Genomic DNA, 21963 nt, shown 5'->3' on the forward strand with positions numbered 1-21963 from the left:
ATGACCGAAGTTGTCCTCGACTGTTTCTATCGTCCCGCAGAAAACCTCGCAGTTGCGCGCCTGGAGTTTAGCCTGACCAATACGGGCAAGAAGACGCTGCAATCCTTCACGCTCGCATATTCAGCAATGACACGCGCAGCCGCAAACGCATCTCTGGAAAATGCGGAAGGTCTGACGCGCATTGCCAATTTTCATGAGCTCTCACCGCCATCCGGGTTTCAGCTTGAGCCAGGAAAGAGCTGGAACTTCGTTGTTCAAGGCCTCGTAAATCCGGCCCGTCACCGACTTGATGGGCCAAAATCAGCCTATATCACCGTATTTGGTCAAATTATCGAGGTCCTCTGCAATGATCTCGATACGCCACCGGATTCAGATACCGGTGAGCGCAGAAATGTGCCAATCGGCATGGTGGACTTGCCAATCCATATCGTGCCTTGGCCCCAGTCAATCGGTGTTTCGGCGTGGACAGACAAGATAACGGCATTCCATTTGTCTGAAGGAACGTCTGAAGAAAAGGCGGCAGCTGCAAAAATAAACGGTCTTTCAAAGCGCCTGTTTCCAGACGCCCCCTTTCCGTTCAGGTTTTCAGCCTCTGCTAATACACACGCACTTGTCTTGAGGCATGATGTTGCTCTGTCCGACGAAGCCTACGGCATCGAGTTTTCGGACGACCAGGCGGTACTCAGCTATGGAGGGCAACCAGGCCGCGACTATGGTTTGACCGTGCTGGCACAAATCGCCTACGGCGCTTATGTCGACCCAGGCACCTACCGCTTTCCCGCTACGGGGACGATTGCAGATTCTCCCAGGTTTGGGTGGCGAGGAACGCATCTGGATGTTTCACGCCACTTCAGACAGAAGAATGAAGTGCTTCGCCTGCTCGACATTCTGGCCTGGGGCCGCATGAATGTTCTGCAATGGCACCTGACAGATGACGAAGGATGGCGTCTTGAGATCAAGGCTTACCCTGAACTCACAAGCAGTGGAGCCAAACGCGGTCCTGGTTGCCAACAAGTTGGGCAACTCGGGTTTTCATCAGAGATTTACGAAGGATCTTATTCTCAGGATGATGTCAGAGACATCGTTTCCCACGCGATTGATCTCAACATCGATATCGTTCCGGAAATCGATGCACCGGGTCATTCAACCGCGGTCCTGAAAACCTATCCCAAATTTGCCGATCAGGCCGAACCCGACAACAGCTATCACTCCATTCAGGGCTATCCCAACAACGCGCTTAACCCGGCGATGGATGAAACCTATGACTTTCTGGAAAAGGTGTTCGCGGAAGTCGCAAGCCTGTTTCCCAGCGAATTCATTCATATTGGCGGCGACGAGGTTGATGTCCACTCCTGGCTGGAGTCGCCCAAAGCACAGCGGTTGATGAGTGAAGAGAACCTCACCGGAACGCTGGAATTGCAAGCGTATTTCATGGGCAGAGTGCGCAAGATCCTCGCAAAGCACGGCAAGAAACTTGCCGGATGGGATGAGGTATCACACGGTGGCGGAATAGATCCGGACGGCGTCCTCCTTATGGCCTGGCAAAAGCGCGAGGTGACAAAGGAGTTGATTGACCAGGGCTACGATGTGATCAGCACGCCTGGGCAACACTATTATCTCGACATGGTTCAGGCCTCCGGTTGGAGGGAACCTGGCGCAAGCTGGGCTGGCGTTTCCACGCCTGAAGCATCCTATGCTTATGAGCCTTCAGACGGTCTTGATGAGAGCAAACTGAACCAATTGAAAGGTGTTCAAGCCTGCATCTGGAGTGAGCACCTCACTGACAACGCGCTTTTCAATCACATGGTCTTTCCGAGAATTTATGCTGTTGCGGAATCAGGTTGGACGTCACCTGACCGGAAAAATTGGCAACGCTTTGCAGCGGCAAGTGCGATCTTCCCTACCCTTTGAATAAGACGACAGGCGAACGATGAAAGTAGCGGTTGGCGGTATCCATACAGAATGCAGCACTTATTCTCCTCTGATCCAAACCGCAGACGACTTTAAGATTGTTCGCGGCGAAGACCTTATGAGAGAGGCAGGATTGGCAAGTGGCCGGTTTGCCGAAATCACCTTTCAACCCCTCTTTCATGCCCGTTCTGTCCCTGGAGGTCCAGTCGATGCGGCCTGCTATCAATCCTTTAAAAGAGACTTTCTGAAACAGCTTGAGGACAGTCTTCCCGTAGACGGTGTACTTCTGATCATGCATGGCGCAATGCATGTTGTCGGCTTGGACGACGCGGAAGGTGATTGGATTTCAGCTGTTCGGAAAATCGTCGGACCAAATCCACCGATTGCGGTCAGCTATGATTTACACGGTAACCTGACCCAAAAAATCATAGATCAGATCGATATTTTCTGCGCCTATCGGACAGCTCCCCATATTGACATTCAGGAAACCCACCAACGCGCTGCCAATCTGTTGATAGACCAACTTAACGGCGGCCCCAAACGATGTGTTGCCTGGGTACCGGTACCAGTTCTTCATCCCGGGGAGCGAACGAGCACTGAAGACGAACCGATGAAGTCGCTTTACACGGGCTTGCCGTTGTTTGACGCATCTCACGGCGTAGAAGACAGCAATTTGATGGTAGGCTACGTTTGGGCCGATACTGAAAGAGCGACAGCTTCTGCCGTTGTGACCGGTACAGATCCCGCGGCGACCAAGAAAGCTGCCGAGCTCATCGCGGCCGGTTATTGGAACAATCGTGAGAACTGCCGGTTTGGCGTTCCAACGAAGTCACTTGAGGACTGCCTGGCAGATGCCAGGGACTGCAAAACTCATCCTTTTATACTCGCAGATAGTGGCGACAACCCGACCGGTGGAGGCGTAGGGGACAGGACGGACGTGCTTCACCTCTGGCTTGAAAAAGGTATGGAAGGTGGAGTTTTCGCCGGCATTGCAGACCCGGAAGCGGTCGAGGCGGCTTGGTGGTCTGAAATTGATACCGAGCTTGATCTCATGATTGGAGGAGCCCATGGAAGCTCTTGCCCAACCGTGGCGTGCCAAGCGAAAGTGCAACTGAAACGCGGCGATCCTGATACCAAGTCGAGAGAGCTGTTGCTCGAGGTTGCCAAGAACCTCGTGATCCTGTCGGAATTTCGCCGTCCATTCCACAAGCTGGATGATTTCAAAGCATTCGGTATCGACCCCACCAGCGCCCTATACCTGATTGTTAAATCTGGATATCTGTCTCCTGAACTAGCGCCGATCGCCTGTCCGCCACGAATGGCGCTGACAAACGGAGCCGTAAATCAGGACATCCGCGCTCTGCAAAACGAACAGCGCCAATCACCATCCTTTCCATTTCAACAAGACTTCGATTGGCTGCCAACGGCAAGGCTTTCTGCAAGAGTTGCGAACAAAGCGTCGTAAGCCCATGAAATTGCACCGGTCGCAGTTTCCCAGCTGCTTTTTGCCGTTTCGCCATGCCAAACAAGAACACCTTTAACCTTCAAACTGCGCACGGAGCAGCCACTGGGGCGTAATTCAGAATGCTGTTGCAACCAGCGGATGATCAGTGATCAACCATCCGCAGAATTGCGTTGTGAGTGTTTAGGACTGGATCCAAAAATTGTTGGCCTGGGCGACGGTTTGAAAGTTCGTCGCAACGACGTGAGACGCCATCGTCAGGCTGTCAGCATTATTGGCATAATCAGCGCGAAGCTTGCTTCTGATCTCGTCATCCGGTTGGGTCATTTTTACGGCCATTCGCGACATCTTTATCGCGAGGCTGTAGCCTTCTTCGGGTGTGGCAGTTTTCAAACTCGGTAGCCAGCTCATGAATAACTCCCTCTGTTCATGATTGATCAATGGTGTTCAGTGGCACTGCGAAAGAAGCTCAACACAGGCGCTGCCTTCCCCCAGCAACAATTTCACGTCCAGTCGAAGGCCTGGAAAAATCGACGACAATACTCTGCCGGTAACCAGGGCCAGTCACACTGTGCTCTGAACTCACTCATTTAATAAACTATCTAATAGTTTGCTTGCTTACTTTTTGCAACAAAAATATCTTGCGAGAAACTCACGTGATGTTACCAACTCTTATCCACACGAGATCAAAGGCCTGAACCCATTGCCCGATCGAACCGAACCGAACGAAAAACCGAAGATCAGGCTAGACAATCAATTGTGCTTCGCCCTCTACGCAGCATCGAACGCGGTTGGGCAGCATTACCAAACGCTCCTCAAGTCCTATGATCTGACGTATTCGCAATACCTGGTTTTGATGGCTTTAGCTGAAGAAGACGGCATTTCGATTTCCAGACTTGCCCGCCGCCTGGAAGTGTCAAAGGCAACAATGACACCAATGCTCCGAAGACTTGAAAGCAAGGGTCTCCTGATCCGCCAAATTCAGGAGGGAAACGAACGCCAAAAGATTATCGCACTGACCGAGGCAGGCCATAAAACCTGGGCCAAATGCTGTGATATTTCCCTGGATGTATTTGAACGCACTGGCCTATCCGTGGCTGAGGCGCAACAAGTCATTCGGATCTGTGCGAAAATTGCTCGTGACTAGCGTTTTGGACCACTGAAAGATTCGACTGGCACAGCACCTAGTCATATCTTGCGATGCCGCTCTACGCTCAAGACGGGCAAGACAGCTTTTGCGAACCCTCGAATAACGGTTCTGCAGAAGTTATAGGGCTTGAAACCTTCAGATCGCACAACGGCTTAGACTCTTGAAGCTCAGCCCCCTTGGCAGCAATAAACAACAAGCAATTCAGTTTCGCCTAACTTTCCGGCGCAATTAATTAAGGCTACAAAAAAAAGCAAAAGCACCCAGCAAAGTGTTCATTCCCTTTTGTTTTCCGTTATTTAGTTGCCAGATTATAGACACAAAAAATCCACATCTCTATTTTTATTGTCAATTTTTACAGGGTTGAATGTGACTGAGCACTCATCTCTGTTGGATTTGTAGAACAAATTCAACAGGTGGATTCTTTCTCCCCAGCGACTTGGTATTTCATTCCGATATCGAAGACTTCGCCTCCGACCTGAACCCTTAAGCGGCAGCAAATAACACCGCAAATTAGGCCTGAGAGGCACAACGGGATCGCGATACGTAACCCCATCGACCGTATTGTTCCCGAGAGAGCTCCGCCGGACAGATCCGGCGGAGTTTTCATTTGAAGACTTCGCTTTCCAAATTGCTCCCAAGCATGCCGTACAATCAGGCGCTATAATACCGGTGCACACAAACAATCATCGGAATTTAGGTAAAGAAAACTGACCTGTATTTGCACGACATATACTGAATGCAACCATTGTAAAAAAGTCACAGTCAAGAAAGTTACGCTACGTATATTGGCAGTTTTTACAGGTCATTTTAGCTCACAAACCCGTGACGCTTCTTGAATTGACCCCTGCAGACCACACTTATTAACTGAAAGTAACCGGAATCAACCGATTTTGTGATCTTTATTACACTTAATTGCGAGATTGTGGTGCGATAATGGCTAAATCGTGGCCGCGTGCTAGGGGCGCATCCGCAATAGACGGAATTGCCGAAAAGGCTGAAGAGTCCAAAAGGACCAAAATAAAGTCTCAGGCGCGGTAAAATAGAGTTGTATTTGCCTTGGGAGGCGAACATGCAACGGAATACCAGAGCAGGAACATTTGCGCTTGGCCTCATCCTCGCCTTGGCGGGAAGCGCAGCCGCAGCGCCATTACCTCAAGAAACGATAACGCTGCCTGAAGACCGTCTGGCCGTGACGGTAGCGTCAGCATCACTGGATCAAATGGACCCACTGGAAAGTGAGCTCACGATCTGGGTTGGTGAAATCGAACTTGATGGTCGTAAGGCCGTTTGGGTCGAACTGATCGATTCCTATGGTGAAGTCATTTACGATTCCGAAGTCAGCACGAACGAGACTCACCTGCTTCCGGATGGAAGGGCTGTAGTTGTTCGCGCCATGGACCAGAACACAGTCGTCGCCGGCAAGGATGAGTCCAGGCTCGTGACCGAAGGAGCGTTGACTGTGACCCGTCGTGTCGTCAATGACGGTTTGGACGCTACCACTGTCGAACTGATCGAATCCGGTGAAGAGCGGGATCCGAAAACAGGCCCCATGCTTCATGTTGCCGACTTCGGACAGATGGTCTGGGACAAGGTGGTCGCATTTTTCGACGCCGCCAGAGTCCGTGTTGAAGTTGCCTGGAATTGGATTGTCGATACCATCCAGGCTTGATGACAAGACAAACTTCTCAAGCAGCCTGCGAAAATCGGGCTTGCTGGATTGTTGGAAAGACCGCTCGACCAGTTTATTGGTGGGGCGTTTTTTCTTTCCAGCCAACCTTTGCTGCAATCCGCCAAGCAATGGTGTTGTTCAAACTCAATCACAAAAATATATTAAAATTCATTGGCCTGCGTGATCCGCGCTTCCTGTAGAGCCGTAAGTGGGTAAGAAAACAAAAAACAGTTTCACCATGGCGAGAACCTTCAGAGGCCTGCCCAGTCACATAAAGGAACAAACATGCGGATTGCCGTCATCGGCTCCGGTATTTCCGGAAACAGCGCAGCTTGGGCACTAAGCGATAGACACGATGTAGTTTTGTACGAGAAGCGGACCCGCCCTGGGGGGCACAGCGCGACAGAAGACATTGACTATGACGGCACAAAAATGTCCGTCGATACGGGATTTATTGTCTACAACGAACTCAATTACCCCAATTTTACCGCTTTGCTTGACCATCTTGGCGTTGCCAGTGAAATCAGCGACATGAGCTTTGCACTGTCCGCCGACAGGGGCCAACTCGAATGGTCGGGCGACTCTATCAATACGATATTCGCACAGCGCAAAAACATCTTCTCTCCACGCTTTTTGGGTATGCTGCGTGGCATCTTTCGTTTCAACAAGGCGTCGGTTGAAGACTTGAAGGCCGGACGACTTTCCGGGAAGACGCTCGGTGGCTACCTCGAAGAAGAACGCTATTCGAGCGGCTTCATCAACGACTATCTGCTCGCCATGGGAGCCGCTATCTGGTCGACTCCGATCAACGAAATGCGCGCCTATCCCGCAGAAAGCTTTGTCGCCTTCTTCGACAATCATCGCCTGCTTTCCACCGACAGGCCGCTTTGGCGCACGATCTCCGGCGGTAGCCGAAACTATGTCAGCCGTCTCATCGCGCCCTTGGCTGGAAAAATCCGATTGGGAACACCTGTCACTCAGGTTCTCCGTAAAGACGGGCGTGTTATCGTCACAGACACCACTGGCCATACTGATGTGTTTGATCATGTGATCCTGGCGAGCCATACGGATCAAAGCCTGGCCATGCTCGGCGACCCAAGTCCGGAAGAACGCGAAATTCTGGGATCAATCCGATACCGTCCAAATGAAGTCTACTTGCATCGCGATGAAGCTTTGATGCCAAAGAACAAACGCGTTTGGGCATCGTGGAACTACATGTCAGACCGTGAAGCAGGAGAAACACGCGACGTAACGGTGAGCTACTGGATGAATCGATTGCAGAACATTGATCGTAGCAAGCCTGTGTTTGTGACGCTCAACCCGTTCGAAGCGCCGGACGAAGACAAGACGTTCGCCAAATACATTTATGATCACCCTCAATTCGATGCGTCCGCGCTGGCGGCCAAGAAGCGCCTGGGAGATATTCAAGGTGTCAGGAATACCTGGTTCTGCGGTGCCTGGGGTGGCCACGGTTTCCATGAAGACGGGCTTTCGTCCGGCCTGAGTGTAGCCAGATCGCTTGGGGCTCAATTGCCCTGGGAACGTCAGGACAATGACACCTTTCTGGAAGCTGCCGAATGATCTCATCGCGGAACAACAGGTTACGCGACAACGGGCCTGCGCCTGAAAGCGCAGTCTCGCTTTATCCGGGTTCGGTCATGCATCATCGCATGAAGCCGAAGACTCACAGGTTTGACTATCGGGTCTTCTCAATGTTGTTGGATCTCGACCGCTTGAAAGAGGCATCGCGCAGCAGCTGGCTCTTTTCGGTCGACAAGTTCAACTTGCTGTCGTTTCACCACAAGGACCACGGCCCTCGAGACGGTAGCTGTCTTAGGCAGCATGTAGAGATGTTGTTGGCAGATAAGGGCGTTGCTGCCCCAAAACGGATATTGCTTCTGGCGTATCCGCGACTGCTTGGTTACGGCTTCAACCCTTTGAGTGTCTACTACGCCTACGACGAAGATGAGATGCTGACCGGTGTCGTCTACGAAGTTCGCAATACATTCGGGGGACTGCACACTTATGCCCTCCCCGTGGAACCGGGCCAGATGTCCGACGCCGGTGTTCGACAGACACAGCGTAAGGAGTTTTATGTGTCTCCGTTCCTGAGCATGCAGCAACACTATTGTTTCAGGATGCTGCCACCGGGCGATAGTGTTCGCGTACGGATTCTGGAAAAGGATGCCAAAGGTCCAATTCTTTCAGCAACGTTTTCCGGGGAAAGAAAGAAGTTCTCGACAGGTTCCATACTTGGAGAATGCCTGCGGGTGCCATTTCTGACTTTCAAAATCATGGCCGCCATCCATTGGGAAGCCTTTAAAATTTGGCGGAAGCGTGTACCATTTCACCCTCGGCCCGCGCAGGATGCATTGGATGGGGGGCCGGATCGGCACAACCGCCACGCCTCGCTGGCATCAAATGAATAACATTTCAAGAGGTTCTGCCATGAGTAGTGAGCCTATTGTTCTGACACAAGACAACCTTCGCAGCGAGTTGAAGGGTACTCCCCGCCTCGCTCGAATGGCAGCAAATCTTGCCGTCAAGATCCGCTACGGTTCATTGGAAGTTCAGTTTCCCGATGGTCGCCGCTATCTGATTGAAGGCCGCGAGAACGGTCCGCACGGCGTTTTGAAGATCCACAACTGGCGTTTCTTCAGAATGGTTGTACAAGCAGGCGATGTCGGGGTCGGAGAAGCCTTTATGGCAGGTTACTGGTCCTCACCTGATGTTACGACCTTTCTCGAGGTCTTTTGCATCAATCAGGAATCCACCCTGGAGGCTCTGCAAGGCAGGCCGTTCTCGCGCTTCCTGCTCTCCCTTCGTCATTGGTTGAACGCCAATACGAAACGAGGATCGAAACGCAACATCTCCGCGCATTACGATCTTGGAAACGCGTTCTACAAGGAATGGCTCGATCCTTCGATGACCTATTCCTCAGCCATTTACAGCAATGAAACCAACAACCTGGAGCAAGCCCAAGCGGAAAAATACGCTTCGCTTGTACGGCAAACAGGCATTCGTCCGGAGCATCAGGTTCTGGAGATCGGATGTGGTTGGGGAGGTTTTGCAGAACATGTTGCAAAGACCGTTGGTGCTCACGTAAAAGCCCTGACCATTTCGCAGGAACAATTCGACTATGCACGCGAACGGATCTACAAGGCTGGCCTCAACGAAAAGGTCGATGTCGTATTCCAGGATTATCGAGATGAACGCGGCGTCTACGACCGGATAGCCTCGATCGAAATGTTTGAAGCGGTTGGTGAAAAATATTGGCCGACCTATTTCGAACAGCTCTCCAAATGCCTGAAACCCGGTGGTAAAGCAGGTCTTCAGATCATTACCATTCAAGACAAGATGTTTGAGGACTATAGGCGCGGAACCGACTTCATTCAGCGCTATATATTCCCTGGTGGAATGTTGCCTCCTCCCGGCCGATTGAAAGACATTGGCAAGTCACTCGGGCTCGATCTCGAAGACCAGACAATTTTCGGTCAGGACTATGCGCGCACGTTGGCTGAGTGGCGGCACAGTTTCCGCCAGGCTTGGCCGAAAATCCGCCCACTAGGCTTCGACGAGCGTTTCAAGCGTTTGTGGGAGTTTTATCTGCACTATTGTGAAGCCGGGTTCCGCTCAGGCAACATCGATGTGCGACAGATGGTGTACGTGAAAGCGCCCTGACCAAAATCGCAGAAGACAAGGAAAAGGCCGGGATTTACCCGGCCTTTTTCTTGTTCCAACCAGTCGCACGCGACATAAAGGCAAAATAAAGCCGATAAGGTAACAGCTTCAAAAACTTGAGCTGAAGCACAAAGATCGTTGGAAACGCGATTTCGAAGCGTTTGCTATCTTCCAGACCCTCTCTAATTTTTTGAACCGCTTGTTCAACCGTTAGGAGATGCGGCATCGGGAAAGGGTTTGAACGCGTTGCCGGTGTGTCGACAAAACCTGGATTGACGACCTGAATGCGAATACCGGCTCGATCAAGATCGAATTTCAGGGATTCTGCGAGATTTATGAGCCCTGCCTTGGTAGCGCCATAAGCGGCTGAGGTCGGTAGGCCGCTATACCCGGCAACAGAGGAAACGACGGCAATCTGCCCCCTGCCCTCCGGCTTCATCACTTCAATCACGGGCAACAAGACATTGACTGTGCCCATCAGATTTACGTCAAAACTCTTCTTGAAAGCAGCTGCCTCTGCCTTCAGCCCATCCTGGGGCAGATAGACGCCGGCATTGGCAATCATCAACGCAATTTTTCCGATACCAGCCAGGATCGACTTGCAGATGTCCGACATTGATTGCGTGTCGGATACATCACCAGGATAAGGGTGAATGGATCCGGGTAGGTTCTGTGCCTGAATGGAAAGAGCTTCGAGGTCTTTTGAAGATCTGGCAGTGACAGCCACCGTCCATCCGGACCGGGCAAGATCAAGTGCGAGCTCTTTGCCGATGCCCGAACTTGCGCCTGTCACCCACGCACAGCCGTCATCCGGTTTTGCAACGTAGTTTTGGTTTCTCAAGTTGAATTCTCCAAGCGTTTACACTGTCTACGCAAAACGCCTGGAGAGTGGATCTGATTATGTGAAATTATCGCATGAAAGGTGCGAACCAGCGGCCCACAGGTCCGGTCAGTTCCAGACGACCGGCAGTCACTGCGAAGCAAATGCAGTCTTCACCCTCGTCAGCGATGGGCTTGTGGTCGACATCCCCGTCAGCGAATGCGACATCGCCGGAAATATAATGACCGTCCTCATCCTTGAACCCGCCTTTGAGAACAAGGGTAAGTTCGGTTCCGTGGTGTGTATGCGACGGCATTGCCCGCCCGGCACGCACCCACAGAAGACTGCTCACACAGCCGTCAATCTCCCCGAACTTGCATTCTTTTACACCTGGAAGAAGTGTTTTCCAGGGAAGCTTGTCCATGGAGGTGCCGACGATAGACAGGAGCGATTCAGGAACATCACTCGCGGCTTCCGAATGCGTACCCGAAAGCGGGACGTTGTCGTTCAGCAGCGTGTCGTCACCATCGAATATTGCAGACAAAGCCGCGTCGCGATTTGAAATATCAATCGGCGCGGCATCGTCAAGCCCCACCCCGGCCAGGGTTTCCAGGGACGACACATAGCCACGGTTCCGGTCGCTCAATTCCAAATGCGCGCCGACAAGGGCTTGTGCTGGATAGGACAGGCTTCCAGCCGCATATCCGGCTAGCAGCTCATCCATGCCAGTCACATTCTTTTCCATTACCGCTCTCATATATTTCCGCGAGCCCAGGTTGCTTTGTAGCCATTACGCGTAACAACCTTTTCCAGATCATTGTCTACACTATAAATAACCGATTCAAAATCCTGATCTAGGTGGGCATGAGAACAACTCGGCGACGACTTTCAATCGATCTGGAGAAATTCACCCGTGTGTTTCCCGCCAATTATGGCATTCCATGCCCAAGAGACTTACATAGAATCTTGAACAACCTCCTCAGGAGCTTTAGCGTCCGGAGCTCACCTCAAGACTTATGGCCGGTTCATTCGAACTGCCCATTCAGCCAGGAATAGTACTAAATGTCTGTGTCCGTTTCAGTTGTTGATGCGATCGGCAACACGCCACTTATCCGACTCAAGGCCCTATCAGATGAAACGGGTTGCGAAATTCTTGGCAAAGCTGAATTTATGAACCCCGGGCAGTCGGTCAAGGACCGCCCGGCGCGCCAGATGATATTGGAGGCCGAAGCTCGCGGAGACCTCAAGCCGGGCGGCGTCATCGTCGAGGGCACTGCTGGTAACACCGGGATCGGTCTTGCGCTCGTTGCAGGCGCAAAAGGCTACCGAACAGTCATCGTCATTCCTGAAACGCAGAGCCAAGAGAAGAAGGACATGCTCCGACTTTGCGGAGCGGAACTCGTCGAAGTGCCTGCAAAGCCTTTCAAGGACCCCAACAACTATCAGCATGTTGCCCGTCGCCTTGCTGAAGACATGGCAAAAAGCGAACCCAATGGGGTGATCTTCGCGGACCAATGGAACAACCTGGACAATCGCAAAGCCCACTATCTGACGACCGGCCCAGAAATTCTTTCCCAGACAGACGGCAAGGTTGACGGGTTCATATGCGCTGTCGGTTCCGGCGGAACCCTTGGCGGTGTTTCAAAGTTTCTGCAGGAGAACAAACCGGGCATTGTCATCGGCTGCGCAGACCCGCGAGGCGCTGCTATGCAGTCTCTTTTCACAACCGGCGAAGCAGTTGCTTCAGAAGGTGGTTCAATTTCAGAAGGAATTGGTCTTGGCCGCAAGACTGCAATCGTCGGAGATCTTAAGGTGGATCACGCCTATACAATTCCTGACGAGGAAGCGATGCCCCTGGTGTTCGATCTTGCTGAAAACGAAGGCCTTCTGCTTGGCGGCTCAAGCGCCATCAATCTGGCTGGCGCTCGGCGCCTGGCCAAGGAACTGGGGCCAGGAAAAACCATCGTGACCATCCTGTGCGACCACGGAACCCGTTATCAGTCGAAGCTCTATAATCCGGAATTCTTGAGATCGAAGAACCTGACAGTTCCCCATTGGCTTGAGCGGACCGTCAACATCGAGCCCCCGTTTGCGTGACACGCTTGAACCTTTGAGACCGACGATAAATGGAGCCGGAACCTCAAGCGCTAGATAGGGATGGAGCTGCGGCCGAAACCGTTATTCAGGATGCCGTAACAGATATCGGCATTTTGGATGTGGTGGCCAACAATCTCGGATTGGTCGCAGCCTTCGTCGCTTTGATCTATATTACGGCAGGAATATGCGCCGTTCGGGAGGTCATGAACTCAAGGACATCCCAAGGATCCGTCGCCTGGCTTCTGTCCCTGTTTTTCATTCCCTACATTACGGTGCCGCTCTATTTCGTTTTTGGCTGGCGCTCCTTTGCGGACTACGCGAAAATCCAGGCAACGCTTGGCCGGGCTGAACGTGCACGTCGCGCCGACGAACTTGGATTGACAGACCACGAAGAAACGAGGGATTGGCCCGTTCTTTCCCGTGTTGCAGGCGTTCCATTTCTGGCGGGCAACAAGACGAACCTTCTGATTGACGGACCGGCGACATTTACAGCCATTAAGCAGGCCATTGAAGAGGCCAGCCACAGTATCTTTTTCCAGTTTTTTGCCATTCATGACGATGAGCTCGGCCGGGAGATGGCCGACGCATTGATTGCGCGTGCAAAGGACGGGTTGAAAGTCTGCTTTCTTTACGACGATGTCGGAAGCCATTCACTTTCGAACGAATTCATCGTTCGCCTGCAAGACGCTGGGGTCAATGTTTGCGGGTTTAATGAAAATCACCGCTTCTTGCGCCTGCTTGGACCGATGCGCCTGAATTATCGCAACCACCGAAAACTGGTTGTTACCGACTTCAGGATTGCCTTCGTCGGCGGACATAACGTTGCGGACCAGTATGTTGGACGGAGCAAATGGTTTGGCCATTGGCGCGACACGCATGTTTGCGTGGAAGGTCCTGCCGCTGTTGCTTGCGCCTTGTCCTTCGTCGAAGACTGGCTTTGGGCAAGCGGCGAACGCATCGAGCTGCCACAAGTCACTGAAATACCAATGCCTGGAGATGAATCCGTTCTTGTCATGCCGACCGGGCCGGCCGACAAACTGGAAGAGTGCGCCATCGCATTTGTTGAGGCTGCAGCTCAAGCAAAACAGCGATTTTGGATCACGACGCCTTATCTCGTACCTTCGCTTGATGTCCAAACAGCGCTTTGTTCCGCAGCCATGCGGGGCGTTGATGTTCGCATACTGCTCCCTGAAAAACGTGACCACTGGACTGTGTGGCTGGCAAGCCATGCATACGAGCACATCCTCGTGCAACGCGGGGTCAAGGTTTATCGCTATTCCGAGGGCTTCCTACATCAGAAGGTCACTTTGATGGATGAAGACTTGGTTTCCATTGGCACGGTGAATTTCGACAATCGCTCATTTCAGATCAATTTTGAACTCACGCTCTGGTTCACACATGAACGAACAATTCGAAACGTGGAGAGCATGCTCGAAACTGACTTTCAAAATGCCAGACTGACCTGGCCTGATGCCTTTCAGTCTCGCAGTTACATTTTTCAGGTTCTGGCTCAGGGCGCTCGTCTCCTGTCGCCGATTTTGTAATTTTTACCTCGACCGGCATAAAAACTGTCGCGTTAACGGAATCTGTGAGACCAGATTCATTCAATCTTAAACGGGTTGCATTCAGGTTGCACAATCCATTTCTGATTGAGGTTTTCATGAGAGCGCTTGTCTTTTTCCTTGCCTTAGTGCTTGCAGGGCCGTTTTTCTTCTTCACAGACGGGTCAATCGTCAAAGATCTGAAATTAAAGGCGGAAACACTGTCTCCCGCCTACATTCCAACCGAAAACCGGCGATGCAGATCGAATTTGTTCATCTTCCATCATTGCAGCTACGACTATGTTTTCCAGCAAAAGGAGTTGGATCAGGATTATTTCTTTCTTTCGTTTGGAGCACCTGAGACTGTTGAACTAATGCGCGGAAATTCGACGGGTGGAATTACCTCAGACGTCGGACAGAACTACCTTTTCAACCGAATTGCGACGGCAGTCGCTTTTCCGATCTTCGCGCTGATTATTCTCATCAGAAGCTTGTCCGGCACGAAATCACGATCAAGAGCGTCCGCGCCATCAGTGCCCGGCACTGAACATCAGGTTCGTTCAGCAGCGTCTCTACCAACACATGCAGCCCGTCGGACACAATTCGGAAAGCGCCGATGATTGAAAAGGACAGCCCTGCTCGTGTTGATGACCGATTGCCGCAAAGGATAGAGGTCCAGCAGGTGCAAGTGTTCCTGATAGTCTGATACGTTGGTGTGGTTGCCACCGTTGCACTGCAGGACAAGCCATGACTTTTGTACCGGATATGACCACTTTGCTCGCCTTCACAGCCGCGGCATTGGTTTTGACCATAACGCCCGGCCCGGACATGACCTTGTTTATGAGCAAAACGCTGACCCAGGGTCGCCGTGCGGGCTTAACCGCCGTTTTCGGCGTTACCGTCGGTCTTGTCATCCATACAATTCTGGCAGCAATAGGTGTTTCAGCGCTACTGGCTGCCTCCCAGCTCGCCTTTACTCTTTTGAAAATTGTGGGCGCCGCCTATCTTATCTGGCTTGCTTACCGAACACTTCGCCATGGCTCAGCGCTTGCGATTGAATCTGCCGGAGCGAAGACGCAACCCTTTTATCAAATCTGGCTTCAAGGTCTTGGCGTCAACATACTCAATCCGAAAATCGTATTGTTCTTTGTAACTTTCCTGCCCCAATTCATAAGTGCGAGTGATCCCAATGCCGTTGGTAAATTGCTGTTTCTTGGCGCTTATTTTGTTTTGCTTGGAATGCCAATTTGCGCGCTGATGGTGCTTGGCGCCGGTACATTCGCTAAGTTCTTGAAGACGTCACCAAAAGCGATGCGTTTTTTCGACTGGGCGTTCGCTGGAATTATGGGCAGTTTTGCAATCAAGCTCATGATTGCAAAGGCAAACAACTGATGCCAACTAACACGTCGGACCGGACGACAGTTGCCATTCTGGGTTCAGGCCCCTCGGGACTTGCCTGTGCGCTCACGCTCTCACGTTCAATGGTAGAGACGATTGTCATATCTTCAGATAGTACAGCGCCTCGCAACACGGCCTCACCATTCGTCGCTGCCCTGCCCGGCATGGACCGCAACTCCCCTGCAGAAGTTCGCGCCGCAATACGCAAAGACATTCTTTCCTATCCGTTTGCGCGTTTTAGAAATTCCGATGCAACTGCGCTTCAGGACCAAGCCGGCGGATTTCAGCTCGACCTTTCGGACGGATCCTCCGTTTTTGCCGACAAAGTCTTGCTCGCGATGGGTATGGTCGACATCTATCCGGACGTTGCCAACTTGGCTGACTACTGGGGGTCCAGCATAATCAACTGCCCATTTTGCCATGGATATGAATGGCGAAATACGCGGTGGGGCATTTACGCCGATCGTCAGGAAGTCCTCGATGCAGCCGAGGTCTATCGGCACTGGTCCAATGAATTAACTTATTTCATCGACCCCTCACTGCATCTGACAGAGGAGCGTCGCACCCAGTTTGAAAGCCTCGGCATCAGCATATGCGAGGCCCTTCCGGTTGCGGTTAACGGCACGAGCGGATCGCTGACTGAAGCTGTTTTTTCCGATCAGCAGCCAATCGCTATCGACTGCATGCTGGTGTTTCCATTCCAGAAACAAACGGAGTTGGTCACAGCGCTGGATCTGCAGCTCACATCTGACGGCTACGTTGGTGTCGATGAGGGTTTTAGAACGTCGGTGTCAGGCATCTATGCGGCCGGAGACATGACATACGCTGGTCATCAAAACACACCAACAGCGCTACACATGGGAAACATGGCTGCAGCAACGATTGTTATGGATCTATGTTTCAAAAAATGACATGCAGCAACGAGAATGGCGCGTGCCTTATGGACAGGCTACACCTAAACCAAATTCATGGCCGGCCGGCATCTGATGATCTGATGGCTGGGAATATCGGGATAAACACATGACAACACCTTTGTTTCGTGACGACGCCTATCTACGAACATGCGAAGCCAAGGTAATCGGCGTAAATGAGCGGGGCGGTATCCTGCTGGATCGCTCCGTCTTCTATGCCACGGGTGGTGGTCAACCAGGCGATTGCGGATATCTGGAACTTGAGGATGGCAGCCGGATCGAGATCGCCACAACCGTCTATGACGATGACAAGACAACGATCGTTCACGTTCCGAATGCAGACCAGGGTGTCCCACCTGACGGTTCCAGTGTGACAGCACACATAGACTGGACCAGACGCTATCGACTGATGAGAATGCACACCGCGTTGCACCTTCTGTCGGTCGCTCTGCCCTATCCGGTTACAGGTGGACAGGTTGGCGAGTCCGAGGGCCGTCTCGATTTCGACATGGGCTCTGAGGCCATCGACAAGGACACGCTTCTGGAAACGCTGAACAATCTGGCGGGAAGCGATCACACCGTAACAAGCGAGTGGATCACAGATGCTGAACTCGATGCCAATCCAGGTCTCGTCAAAACGATGTCAGTGAAACCGCCAAGAGGATCAGGTGCAGTGCGTCTGGTCAGGATTGGTGCCGACATCGACTTGCAACCCTGTGGAGGAACGCATGTCAGCCGTACTTCCGAGATTGGTCAACTGACGCTCGGAAAGATCGAGAACAAGGGCAAGCAAAACAGACGCGTACGAATTCGACTGATGGACTGATCAACCTGTTTGGATGACAAGATGAAATTATCGGGCAGCTGTCAATGTGGCTCCATCGGCTTTGAGATGGAGAGCAAAACGCCTTACCCTTACATGCGCTGTTACTGTTCGATATGCCGGAAGGTCGGTGGCAGCGGAGGCTATGCGATAAACCTGATGGCAGAGGCCGACAGCATCAAGATACATGGTGCTGATGCGAAGGGTGTCTACAATGCTGTTGTTGACGGAAAGGCGAGCCAAGCAGAGCGACATTTTTGCAAGTCTTGCGGCTCGCATCTCTGGCTATGGGATCCACGTTGGCCGGAGCTGATCCATCCTCACGCCGGGGCCATCGACACGCCATTGCCACGTCCACCCGAGACCTTACACATCATGCTCGAATTCAAACCTGATTGGATTGATGTGCCAGACGGTCCCGGACATGTTCACTTCCAGCGTTATCCGGACTTGTCGATTGAAGAATGGCACAAATCCCATGACCTTTACGAAGACTGAGATCCACCAATGACTGAACACCCGCTTGTTTCAACCCAATGGCTTGCAGACAATCTCGCGTCTCCCGATTTGGTCGTAGTCAACGCTTGGATGCCACCGGTTACGCACCCCGACGCGCCACCGGTATATCCGAATGCTCATATTCCAGGATCAGTCTTCTTCGATGTCAACGAAATCTGTGACACGAACTCCGATCTTCCGCACATGCTGCCGGCCCCGCATGTCTTTTCCTCCGCGATGCGGAAGCTGGGGATTGGCGATGGTCAAACTCTGGTCGTTTATGATGATTTTGGCTTCTATTCGGCCCCACGCGTCTGGTGGACCTTGCGAACCATGGGCGCGGAACGTGTGTTCGTGCTGGATGGCGGTTTCCCAAAATGGCGAGCTGAAGGGCGAGCTGAAGAAGACAAGGAACAGCGGCGAGTTCAGAGCCATTTCACGTCGCGGCTGAACCACGGTGCTGTAGCAGACCTTGCCGACATAAAGGCCGCGCTTGCTACGGGATCCAGGCAGGTTCTTGATGCCCGGTCTTTCGACCGGTTCAATGGAAAGGCACCGGAACCCCGCGTGGGACTGCGTTCAGGCCACATGCCTGGGGCGTACAATCTACCGTTTACCCAGTTGATCGGTGAAAATGGTACCTTCAAGGACCAACCCGGCCTCGAAGCGGCCTTTAAAAATGCTGGCATAGACCTGGAAAAACCCGTGACGACGACGTGTGGTTCAGGTGTTACTGCCGCAATATTGACCCTGGCACTTTCCATCTTGGGAACGCGAGACTTGGCTCTTTATGACGGATCCTGGGCGGAATGGGGCAGCCGTGAAGATGTTGACGTTGCCACCAAACCGGACTGATTGCGACAGGCCTTACCGATCAAGTTCCCGTATCTGCTTTCAGTTCCTCGAAAAAAGATCTGATTTCCAGCGAAATTGAGCTGGCGCTTGTGTTGACTTTTTCAGCCGCCTGCAAAAATCTGGCAGCCGCCTTGTCCGACGTTCCAATGGCCATGCCGACGCCCGAAATATTTTCGTCAAGCTCCTTCGCGCCCGAAGACACCGACTGTATGCTTTCGGATATTTCCCTGGTCGCCGCACCTTGCTCCTCGACCGCAGCCGCGATTGAGGCCGTCATTTCGTCCAGCTGCCTGACAACTTCCGAAATCGAATGAATTGAAGCAACGGAACTTTCTGTCGATGACTGAATTTCCGAAACTTGCTGGCTGATCTCCTCCGTTGCATTGGCGGTTTGCTCAGCCAGCGTTTTCACCTCACTCGCCACAACAGCAAAACCGCGTCCTGCATCACCTGCTCGAGCGGCTTCGATCGTCGCATTGAGTGCAAGAAGATTTGTCTGTTCGGCAATGGCCTGGATGAGACCCACAACGTCGCCGATCTTCTGTGCTGCACCTGCAAGACTTGAAACCTTGAGGCTGGACTGCTCGGTTCCTCCTGCTGCTTGACTGGCGATCTCAGAGGCACCTGTAATTTGCTTTGCTATTTCCTGTATCGAGCTGGACAGTTCCTCTGTCGCGCTTGCAACCGTCTGGACACTCAAGCTGGTGTTCTTTGCCGCTGCTTCCGCTGCCGAGACCTGGTTAAGCGCGGACGCGGACACAGATGTCAATTCTTCCGCTTGACCGGCGACAATACGGGCACCCTCATCAGCATCCTCCAACGGCGTTTCCACCTTTCCTTGAAAGCTTTCAATCGCTTCGTTCAACCGGGCCGTCTGAGCTTCACGAATTTGCAGCAACCGTTCCTCATAGGTCGAAATTGCCAATTCCATATCAAGCATTACGGCAGTGGTTACGGCATCCAGCAATTGGCTTATGTCTCTAAAACTGCGGCGATACTTCTTGATAATTCCTTCGTGAAGGCGCGTCAGAACAAACCTATAGCCTGCAATGTACCATCTGGGTTCCAATCCAATTCGACAATGCACATGGCCAATTCTGTTGATGCTGTCCTGGTAGTCCTGGTCAAAACCCGACATAAACAGTTTTTCCCAGTGGCTTTTTTGCGCTGACACCAGACGCGGCTGCATATCTCCAACCAGTTCGGCCAACTTTGGCTGACCTCTTAGATGAAGATAAAAATCATCAAGGATCGAATCCAAATCCGGCTTTATCACCGGCCAAATTTTTTGAAGAGATACGATCGTACTTTGGTCGATCTGCGCAAATTCCAGCCGAACCGCAAAATCGTCTGCCACAGCTTTCATGTTGGATAACCCCTCTAGCCAACACAACTTCACCGTGCAAATCTGAATAAACTTTAAATTGTATTTTTAATTGCTATTTTTCTCAATGGTACTGTGAAAAAATACCAATTCTCAATTGCTATTTTTATCTATCAAAAATTTAGATACTACCTTGACACAACCAACTTAGCTTCGCCCGTTTTGGCTTAAATCCGAGCTTTTGATTCGTTTTCGATCAAGTTTTCCAGACGTGGGATAACCGTTCTTAGCCGGCATGCGCTCGCAAATTCCAGCAAATGCCTAAACTTCCTTTGGTTGCATTTTTCTACTGGGTCGGGACGTACTCTTGTCTTTATGGTTGAGCCGAATGAGAAAGTCCGCGCGCGTCCCAGAAAGATGGTGACCTGGCCAAATTTCCAAATCATCGATCAAGTTTCCTTTTGGCTGCTCAGCAAAAATCTGCTTTCGCGTCTGACTTGACAGTCTGCGGCGCCCAAGTCCGAAGACATCACACATGGCACCTCGGGAAAGCAAATGCGCCTCGGCGCCGTGCAGCCGTTTGCTGACATAGCCATTTAAATGCAAGCCAATAGCGTCCGCTATTTTCCTGATTTTTGCCCGATCATGACCTTTACCCACCAAATGCTGTTTGCAGCGTTCCGCCCCGTAGAGCACAAAACAGCAGTCTCCCGGTTCTGACACCCTGTCCCTTGCGAGCCCGACATCGTGAAGAATGGCTGCCGAGAACAACAACTCAAGATCCGTATTCAACCCTGCGCGTTTGCCGAACAAAACGGCCCAATAGTAAGTGCGCCAGCTGTGTCGCATCAATTCCAGCCCCTGGACATCATCTGCAAAGTCAAACGCATCTCGGGTGAGTGCAGTGTCTGGCGGCTGAAGGCCATCGAGATCCATGCCAAAGGCATTCAACATCCCCGCTCGCTCCTTGAGAACGTCAGCAGTTTCAAGCAAGGCCATTCGACCAAGATTGCCCAAAACCTGAATTTTTTCCAGACGCGTGAGACGTCCCTTGCTGTAGGTACCCAAACGCTTTCCCCACGCAACAGTGCCCATAGGTTCGTTTGATATTGCGGTTTCGCAGTTCATATTCATGCGGCACTCCTTTTTTTGTACCGTATCGCACATAAATAGACATGTCGAACTTTTTGTGCGAAACAGTAAAAAATGGAACCACCTGTCAAACGCGGTCGACCGCGAAAATTTGATGAAGAACTGACCCTTGATCTGATCATGAAGGTCTTCTGGCGGCATGGATATGCCGCCACCAGTCTTGACCAGATCGCAGAGGCAACGGGTCTGAACAGACCCAGTCTTTACGCTGCATTCGGCAGCAAGAAGGACATGTTTCTCAAATCAATTGAGCGCTTTGCGGACCGCATGGAAATTCATTTGCGCAAGGCAGGCTCTCGGGCGACAGGCGCCAAGGCCCGCATGAAAGACATCATGGCGGCTGCAGTGGACCTCTACACAGGAAAGAGTGACCTTACCGCCGCAGCTCATGGATGCCTTGCTGTTTCCACGCTTCCTTCGGAAGCGCCACAGGACCCGGATTTCCAGTTGGCGCTTGGAAGTGTGCTTCTACGCATGGACACCGGATTTGCTCGCCTCATATTGCACGAGACCAAAGGATCTATGTGTGATGCCCAGGCGGAGGAAATTGCACAACACCTTGCACTGGTGCTCCACGGCCTCTCGATTCGTGCGCGCTCCGGCGAAGACCCTGAAAAACTGAAGAAATTGTCTTCCAGTGCCGTCGACAGGCTGATACCGGATTAGGCTTT

General features: G+C 52.0%; 21 protein-coding genes. 16 read left to right on the forward strand and 5 right to left on the reverse strand.

From position 1 onward, the window contains the following. The gene (locus tag K1718_RS16320; protein ID WP_265681538.1) at nucleotides 1–1911 is read left to right on the forward strand and encodes a beta-N-acetylhexosaminidase; all 1911 of its coding nucleotides are present in this window, start codon (nucleotides 1–3) and stop codon (nucleotides 1909–1911) included. Nucleotides 1912–1930: 19 nt separating this feature from the next. Next, nucleotides 1931–3376 (forward strand): M81 family metallopeptidase, encoded by a 1446-nt coding sequence (locus K1718_RS16325; RefSeq protein WP_265681537.1) that lies wholly within the window; start codon nucleotides 1931–1933, stop codon nucleotides 3374–3376. A 180-nt stretch (nucleotides 3377–3556) separates the two neighbouring features. Here the strand turns inward: K1718_RS16325 and K1718_RS16330 are convergent, their stop codons facing one another. Further along, nucleotides 3557–3784 carry a hexameric tyrosine-coordinated heme protein gene (locus K1718_RS16330; protein WP_152501963.1) on the reverse strand — a complete coding sequence of 76 codons (228 nt, stop codon included), beginning with the start codon at nucleotides 3782–3784 and terminating at the stop codon, nucleotides 3557–3559. Nucleotides 3785–4076: 292 nt separating this feature from the next. On the opposite strand from K1718_RS16330, the gene K1718_RS16335 reads away from it, so the two are divergent. The 5 genes from K1718_RS16335 to K1718_RS16355 all read left to right on the forward strand — a co-directional run bounded on the left by K1718_RS16335 (nucleotide 4077) and on the right by K1718_RS16355 (nucleotide 9873). Further along, nucleotides 4077–4520, forward strand: coding sequence for a MarR family winged helix-turn-helix transcriptional regulator (locus tag K1718_RS16335; RefSeq protein ID WP_265681536.1), 444 nt, complete (start codon nucleotides 4077–4079; stop codon nucleotides 4518–4520). Nucleotides 4521–5592: 1072 nt separating this feature from the next. Continuing rightward, the gene (locus tag K1718_RS16340) at nucleotides 5593–6192 is read left to right on the forward strand and encodes a hypothetical protein (RefSeq protein WP_152501964.1); all 600 of its coding nucleotides are present in this window, start codon (nucleotides 5593–5595) and stop codon (nucleotides 6190–6192) included. Nucleotides 6193–6477: 285 nt separating this feature from the next. After that, entirely contained in the window at nucleotides 6478–7773 is a 1296-nt protein-coding gene (locus tag K1718_RS16345) for an NAD(P)/FAD-dependent oxidoreductase (RefSeq protein WP_265681535.1), read from the forward strand. Then, nucleotides 7770–8621 (forward strand): DUF1365 domain-containing protein, encoded by an 852-nt coding sequence (locus tag K1718_RS16350; protein WP_265681534.1) that lies wholly within the window; start codon nucleotides 7770–7772, stop codon nucleotides 8619–8621. The genes K1718_RS16345 and K1718_RS16350 overlap by 4 nt, the downstream gene beginning before the upstream one ends. Before the next feature lie 19 nt (nucleotides 8622–8640). Then, nucleotides 8641–9873: an SAM-dependent methyltransferase gene (locus K1718_RS16355; protein ID WP_152501967.1), complete on the forward strand. Its 1233-nt coding sequence runs from the start codon at nucleotides 8641–8643 to the stop codon at nucleotides 9871–9873. Nucleotides 9874–9907: 34 nt separating this feature from the next. On the opposite strand, the gene K1718_RS16360 is transcribed toward K1718_RS16355, so the two are convergent. Together K1718_RS16360 and K1718_RS16365 are read right to left on the reverse strand one after the other, a co-directional pair. Further along, nucleotides 9908–10714: an SDR family NAD(P)-dependent oxidoreductase gene (locus tag K1718_RS16360; RefSeq protein ID WP_265681533.1), complete on the reverse strand. Its 807-nt coding sequence runs from the start codon at nucleotides 10712–10714 to the stop codon at nucleotides 9908–9910. A 67-nt stretch (nucleotides 10715–10781) separates the two neighbouring features. Next, nucleotides 10782–11438, reverse strand: coding sequence for a ChrR family anti-sigma-E factor (locus K1718_RS16365; RefSeq protein ID WP_152501969.1), 657 nt, complete (start codon nucleotides 11436–11438; stop codon nucleotides 10782–10784). Between the two features lie 317 nt (nucleotides 11439–11755). Between K1718_RS16365 and K1718_RS16370 the strand changes: the two genes are divergently transcribed. The 8 genes from K1718_RS16370 to sseA all read left to right on the forward strand — a co-directional run bounded on the left by K1718_RS16370 (nucleotide 11756) and on the right by sseA (nucleotide 18816). Further along, nucleotides 11756–12790: a cysteine synthase A gene (locus K1718_RS16370; protein ID WP_265681532.1), complete on the forward strand. Its 1035-nt coding sequence runs from the start codon at nucleotides 11756–11758 to the stop codon at nucleotides 12788–12790. A 29-nt stretch (nucleotides 12791–12819) separates the two neighbouring features. Further along, nucleotides 12820–14334 (forward strand): cardiolipin synthase, encoded by a 1515-nt coding sequence (cls, locus tag K1718_RS16375; protein WP_265681531.1) that lies wholly within the window; start codon nucleotides 12820–12822, stop codon nucleotides 14332–14334. A gap of 116 nt (nucleotides 14335–14450) precedes the next feature. Further along, nucleotides 14451–14951 (forward strand): hypothetical protein, encoded by a 501-nt coding sequence (locus tag K1718_RS16380; RefSeq protein ID WP_152501972.1) that lies wholly within the window; start codon nucleotides 14451–14453, stop codon nucleotides 14949–14951. Nucleotides 14952–15078: 127 nt separating this feature from the next. After that, nucleotides 15079–15723: a LysE family translocator gene (locus K1718_RS16385; RefSeq protein WP_265681530.1), complete on the forward strand. Its 645-nt coding sequence runs from the start codon at nucleotides 15079–15081 to the stop codon at nucleotides 15721–15723. Then, the gene (locus K1718_RS16390) at nucleotides 15723–16640 is read left to right on the forward strand and encodes an NAD(P)/FAD-dependent oxidoreductase (RefSeq protein WP_265681529.1); all 918 of its coding nucleotides are present in this window, start codon (nucleotides 15723–15725) and stop codon (nucleotides 16638–16640) included. The genes K1718_RS16385 and K1718_RS16390 overlap by 1 nt, the downstream gene beginning before the upstream one ends. Before the next feature lie 109 nt (nucleotides 16641–16749). Further along, entirely contained in the window at nucleotides 16750–17466 is a 717-nt protein-coding gene (locus K1718_RS16395) for an alanyl-tRNA editing protein (RefSeq protein WP_265681528.1), read from the forward strand. Between the two features lie 21 nt (nucleotides 17467–17487). Beyond that, nucleotides 17488–17961: a GFA family protein gene (locus tag K1718_RS16400; protein ID WP_265681527.1), complete on the forward strand. Its 474-nt coding sequence runs from the start codon at nucleotides 17488–17490 to the stop codon at nucleotides 17959–17961. Between the two features lie 9 nt (nucleotides 17962–17970). Further along, nucleotides 17971–18816 (forward strand): 3-mercaptopyruvate sulfurtransferase, encoded by an 846-nt coding sequence (gene sseA / locus K1718_RS16405; protein WP_265681526.1) that lies wholly within the window; start codon nucleotides 17971–17973, stop codon nucleotides 18814–18816. Nucleotides 18817–18835: 19 nt separating this feature from the next. Here the strand turns inward: sseA and K1718_RS16410 are convergent, their stop codons facing one another. Next, nucleotides 18836–20182: a globin-coupled sensor protein gene (locus K1718_RS16410; RefSeq protein WP_265681525.1), complete on the reverse strand. Its 1347-nt coding sequence runs from the start codon at nucleotides 20180–20182 to the stop codon at nucleotides 18836–18838. A gap of 279 nt (nucleotides 20183–20461) precedes the next feature. Then, a complete protein-coding gene (locus K1718_RS16415; RefSeq protein WP_265681524.1) occupies nucleotides 20462–21274 on the reverse strand; it encodes an HD domain-containing protein in 813 nt (270 codons plus the stop codon). A 72-nt stretch (nucleotides 21275–21346) separates the two neighbouring features. Here K1718_RS16415 and K1718_RS16420 point away from each other — a divergent pair, with 72 nt between their 5' ends. After that, nucleotides 21347–21958: a TetR/AcrR family transcriptional regulator gene (locus tag K1718_RS16420; protein WP_265681523.1), complete on the forward strand. Its 612-nt coding sequence runs from the start codon at nucleotides 21347–21349 to the stop codon at nucleotides 21956–21958. Nucleotides 21959–21963: the final 5 nt, after the last annotated feature.

It is taken from the genome of Roseibium porphyridii (assembly GCF_026191725.2).
Taxonomy (GTDB): Bacteria; Pseudomonadota; Alphaproteobacteria; order Rhizobiales; family Stappiaceae; genus Roseibium; species Roseibium porphyridii.

Bases quoted from the DNA above. Each gene is read 5' to 3' on its own strand.
- K1718_RS16365 (WP_152501969.1), bottom strand. From the start codon at position 11,438: ATGGAAAAGAATGTGACTGGCATGGATGAGCTGCTAGCCGGATATGCG.
- K1718_RS16420 (WP_265681523.1), top strand. From the start codon at position 21,347: ATGGAACCACCTGTCAAACGCGGTCGACCGCGAAAATTTGATGAAGAA.
- K1718_RS16355 (WP_152501967.1), top strand. From the start codon at position 8,641: ATGAGTAGTGAGCCTATTGTTCTGACACAAGACAACCTTCGCAGCGAG.
- K1718_RS16345 (WP_265681535.1), top strand. From the start codon at position 6,478: ATGCGGATTGCCGTCATCGGCTCCGGTATTTCCGGAAACAGCGCAGCT.
- K1718_RS16415 (WP_265681524.1), bottom strand. From the start codon at position 21,274: ATGAATATGAACTGCGAAACCGCAATATCAAACGAACCTATGGGCACT.
- K1718_RS16325 (WP_265681537.1), top strand. From the start codon at position 1,931: ATGAAAGTAGCGGTTGGCGGTATCCATACAGAATGCAGCACTTATTCT.
- K1718_RS16330 (WP_152501963.1), bottom strand. From the start codon at position 3,784: ATGAGCTGGCTACCGAGTTTGAAAACTGCCACACCCGAAGAAGGCTAC.
- K1718_RS16385 (WP_265681530.1), top strand. From the start codon at position 15,079: ATGACTTTTGTACCGGATATGACCACTTTGCTCGCCTTCACAGCCGCG.
- K1718_RS16350 (WP_265681534.1), top strand. From the start codon at position 7,770: ATGATCTCATCGCGGAACAACAGGTTACGCGACAACGGGCCTGCGCCT.
- K1718_RS16410 (WP_265681525.1), bottom strand. From the start codon at position 20,182: ATGAAAGCTGTGGCAGACGATTTTGCGGTTCGGCTGGAATTTGCGCAG.
- cls (WP_265681531.1), top strand. From the start codon at position 12,820: ATGGAGCCGGAACCTCAAGCGCTAGATAGGGATGGAGCTGCGGCCGAA.
- sseA (WP_265681526.1), top strand. From the start codon at position 17,971: ATGACTGAACACCCGCTTGTTTCAACCCAATGGCTTGCAGACAATCTC.
- K1718_RS16370 (WP_265681532.1), top strand. From the start codon at position 11,756: ATGTCTGTGTCCGTTTCAGTTGTTGATGCGATCGGCAACACGCCACTT.
- K1718_RS16400 (WP_265681527.1), top strand. From the start codon at position 17,488: ATGAAATTATCGGGCAGCTGTCAATGTGGCTCCATCGGCTTTGAGATG.
- K1718_RS16380 (WP_152501972.1), top strand. From the start codon at position 14,451: ATGAGAGCGCTTGTCTTTTTCCTTGCCTTAGTGCTTGCAGGGCCGTTT.
- K1718_RS16340 (WP_152501964.1), top strand. From the start codon at position 5,593: ATGCAACGGAATACCAGAGCAGGAACATTTGCGCTTGGCCTCATCCTC.
- K1718_RS16390 (WP_265681529.1), top strand. From the start codon at position 15,723: ATGCCAACTAACACGTCGGACCGGACGACAGTTGCCATTCTGGGTTCA.
- K1718_RS16320 (WP_265681538.1), top strand. From the start codon at position 1: ATGACCGAAGTTGTCCTCGACTGTTTCTATCGTCCCGCAGAAAACCTC.
- K1718_RS16395 (WP_265681528.1), top strand. From the start codon at position 16,750: ATGACAACACCTTTGTTTCGTGACGACGCCTATCTACGAACATGCGAA.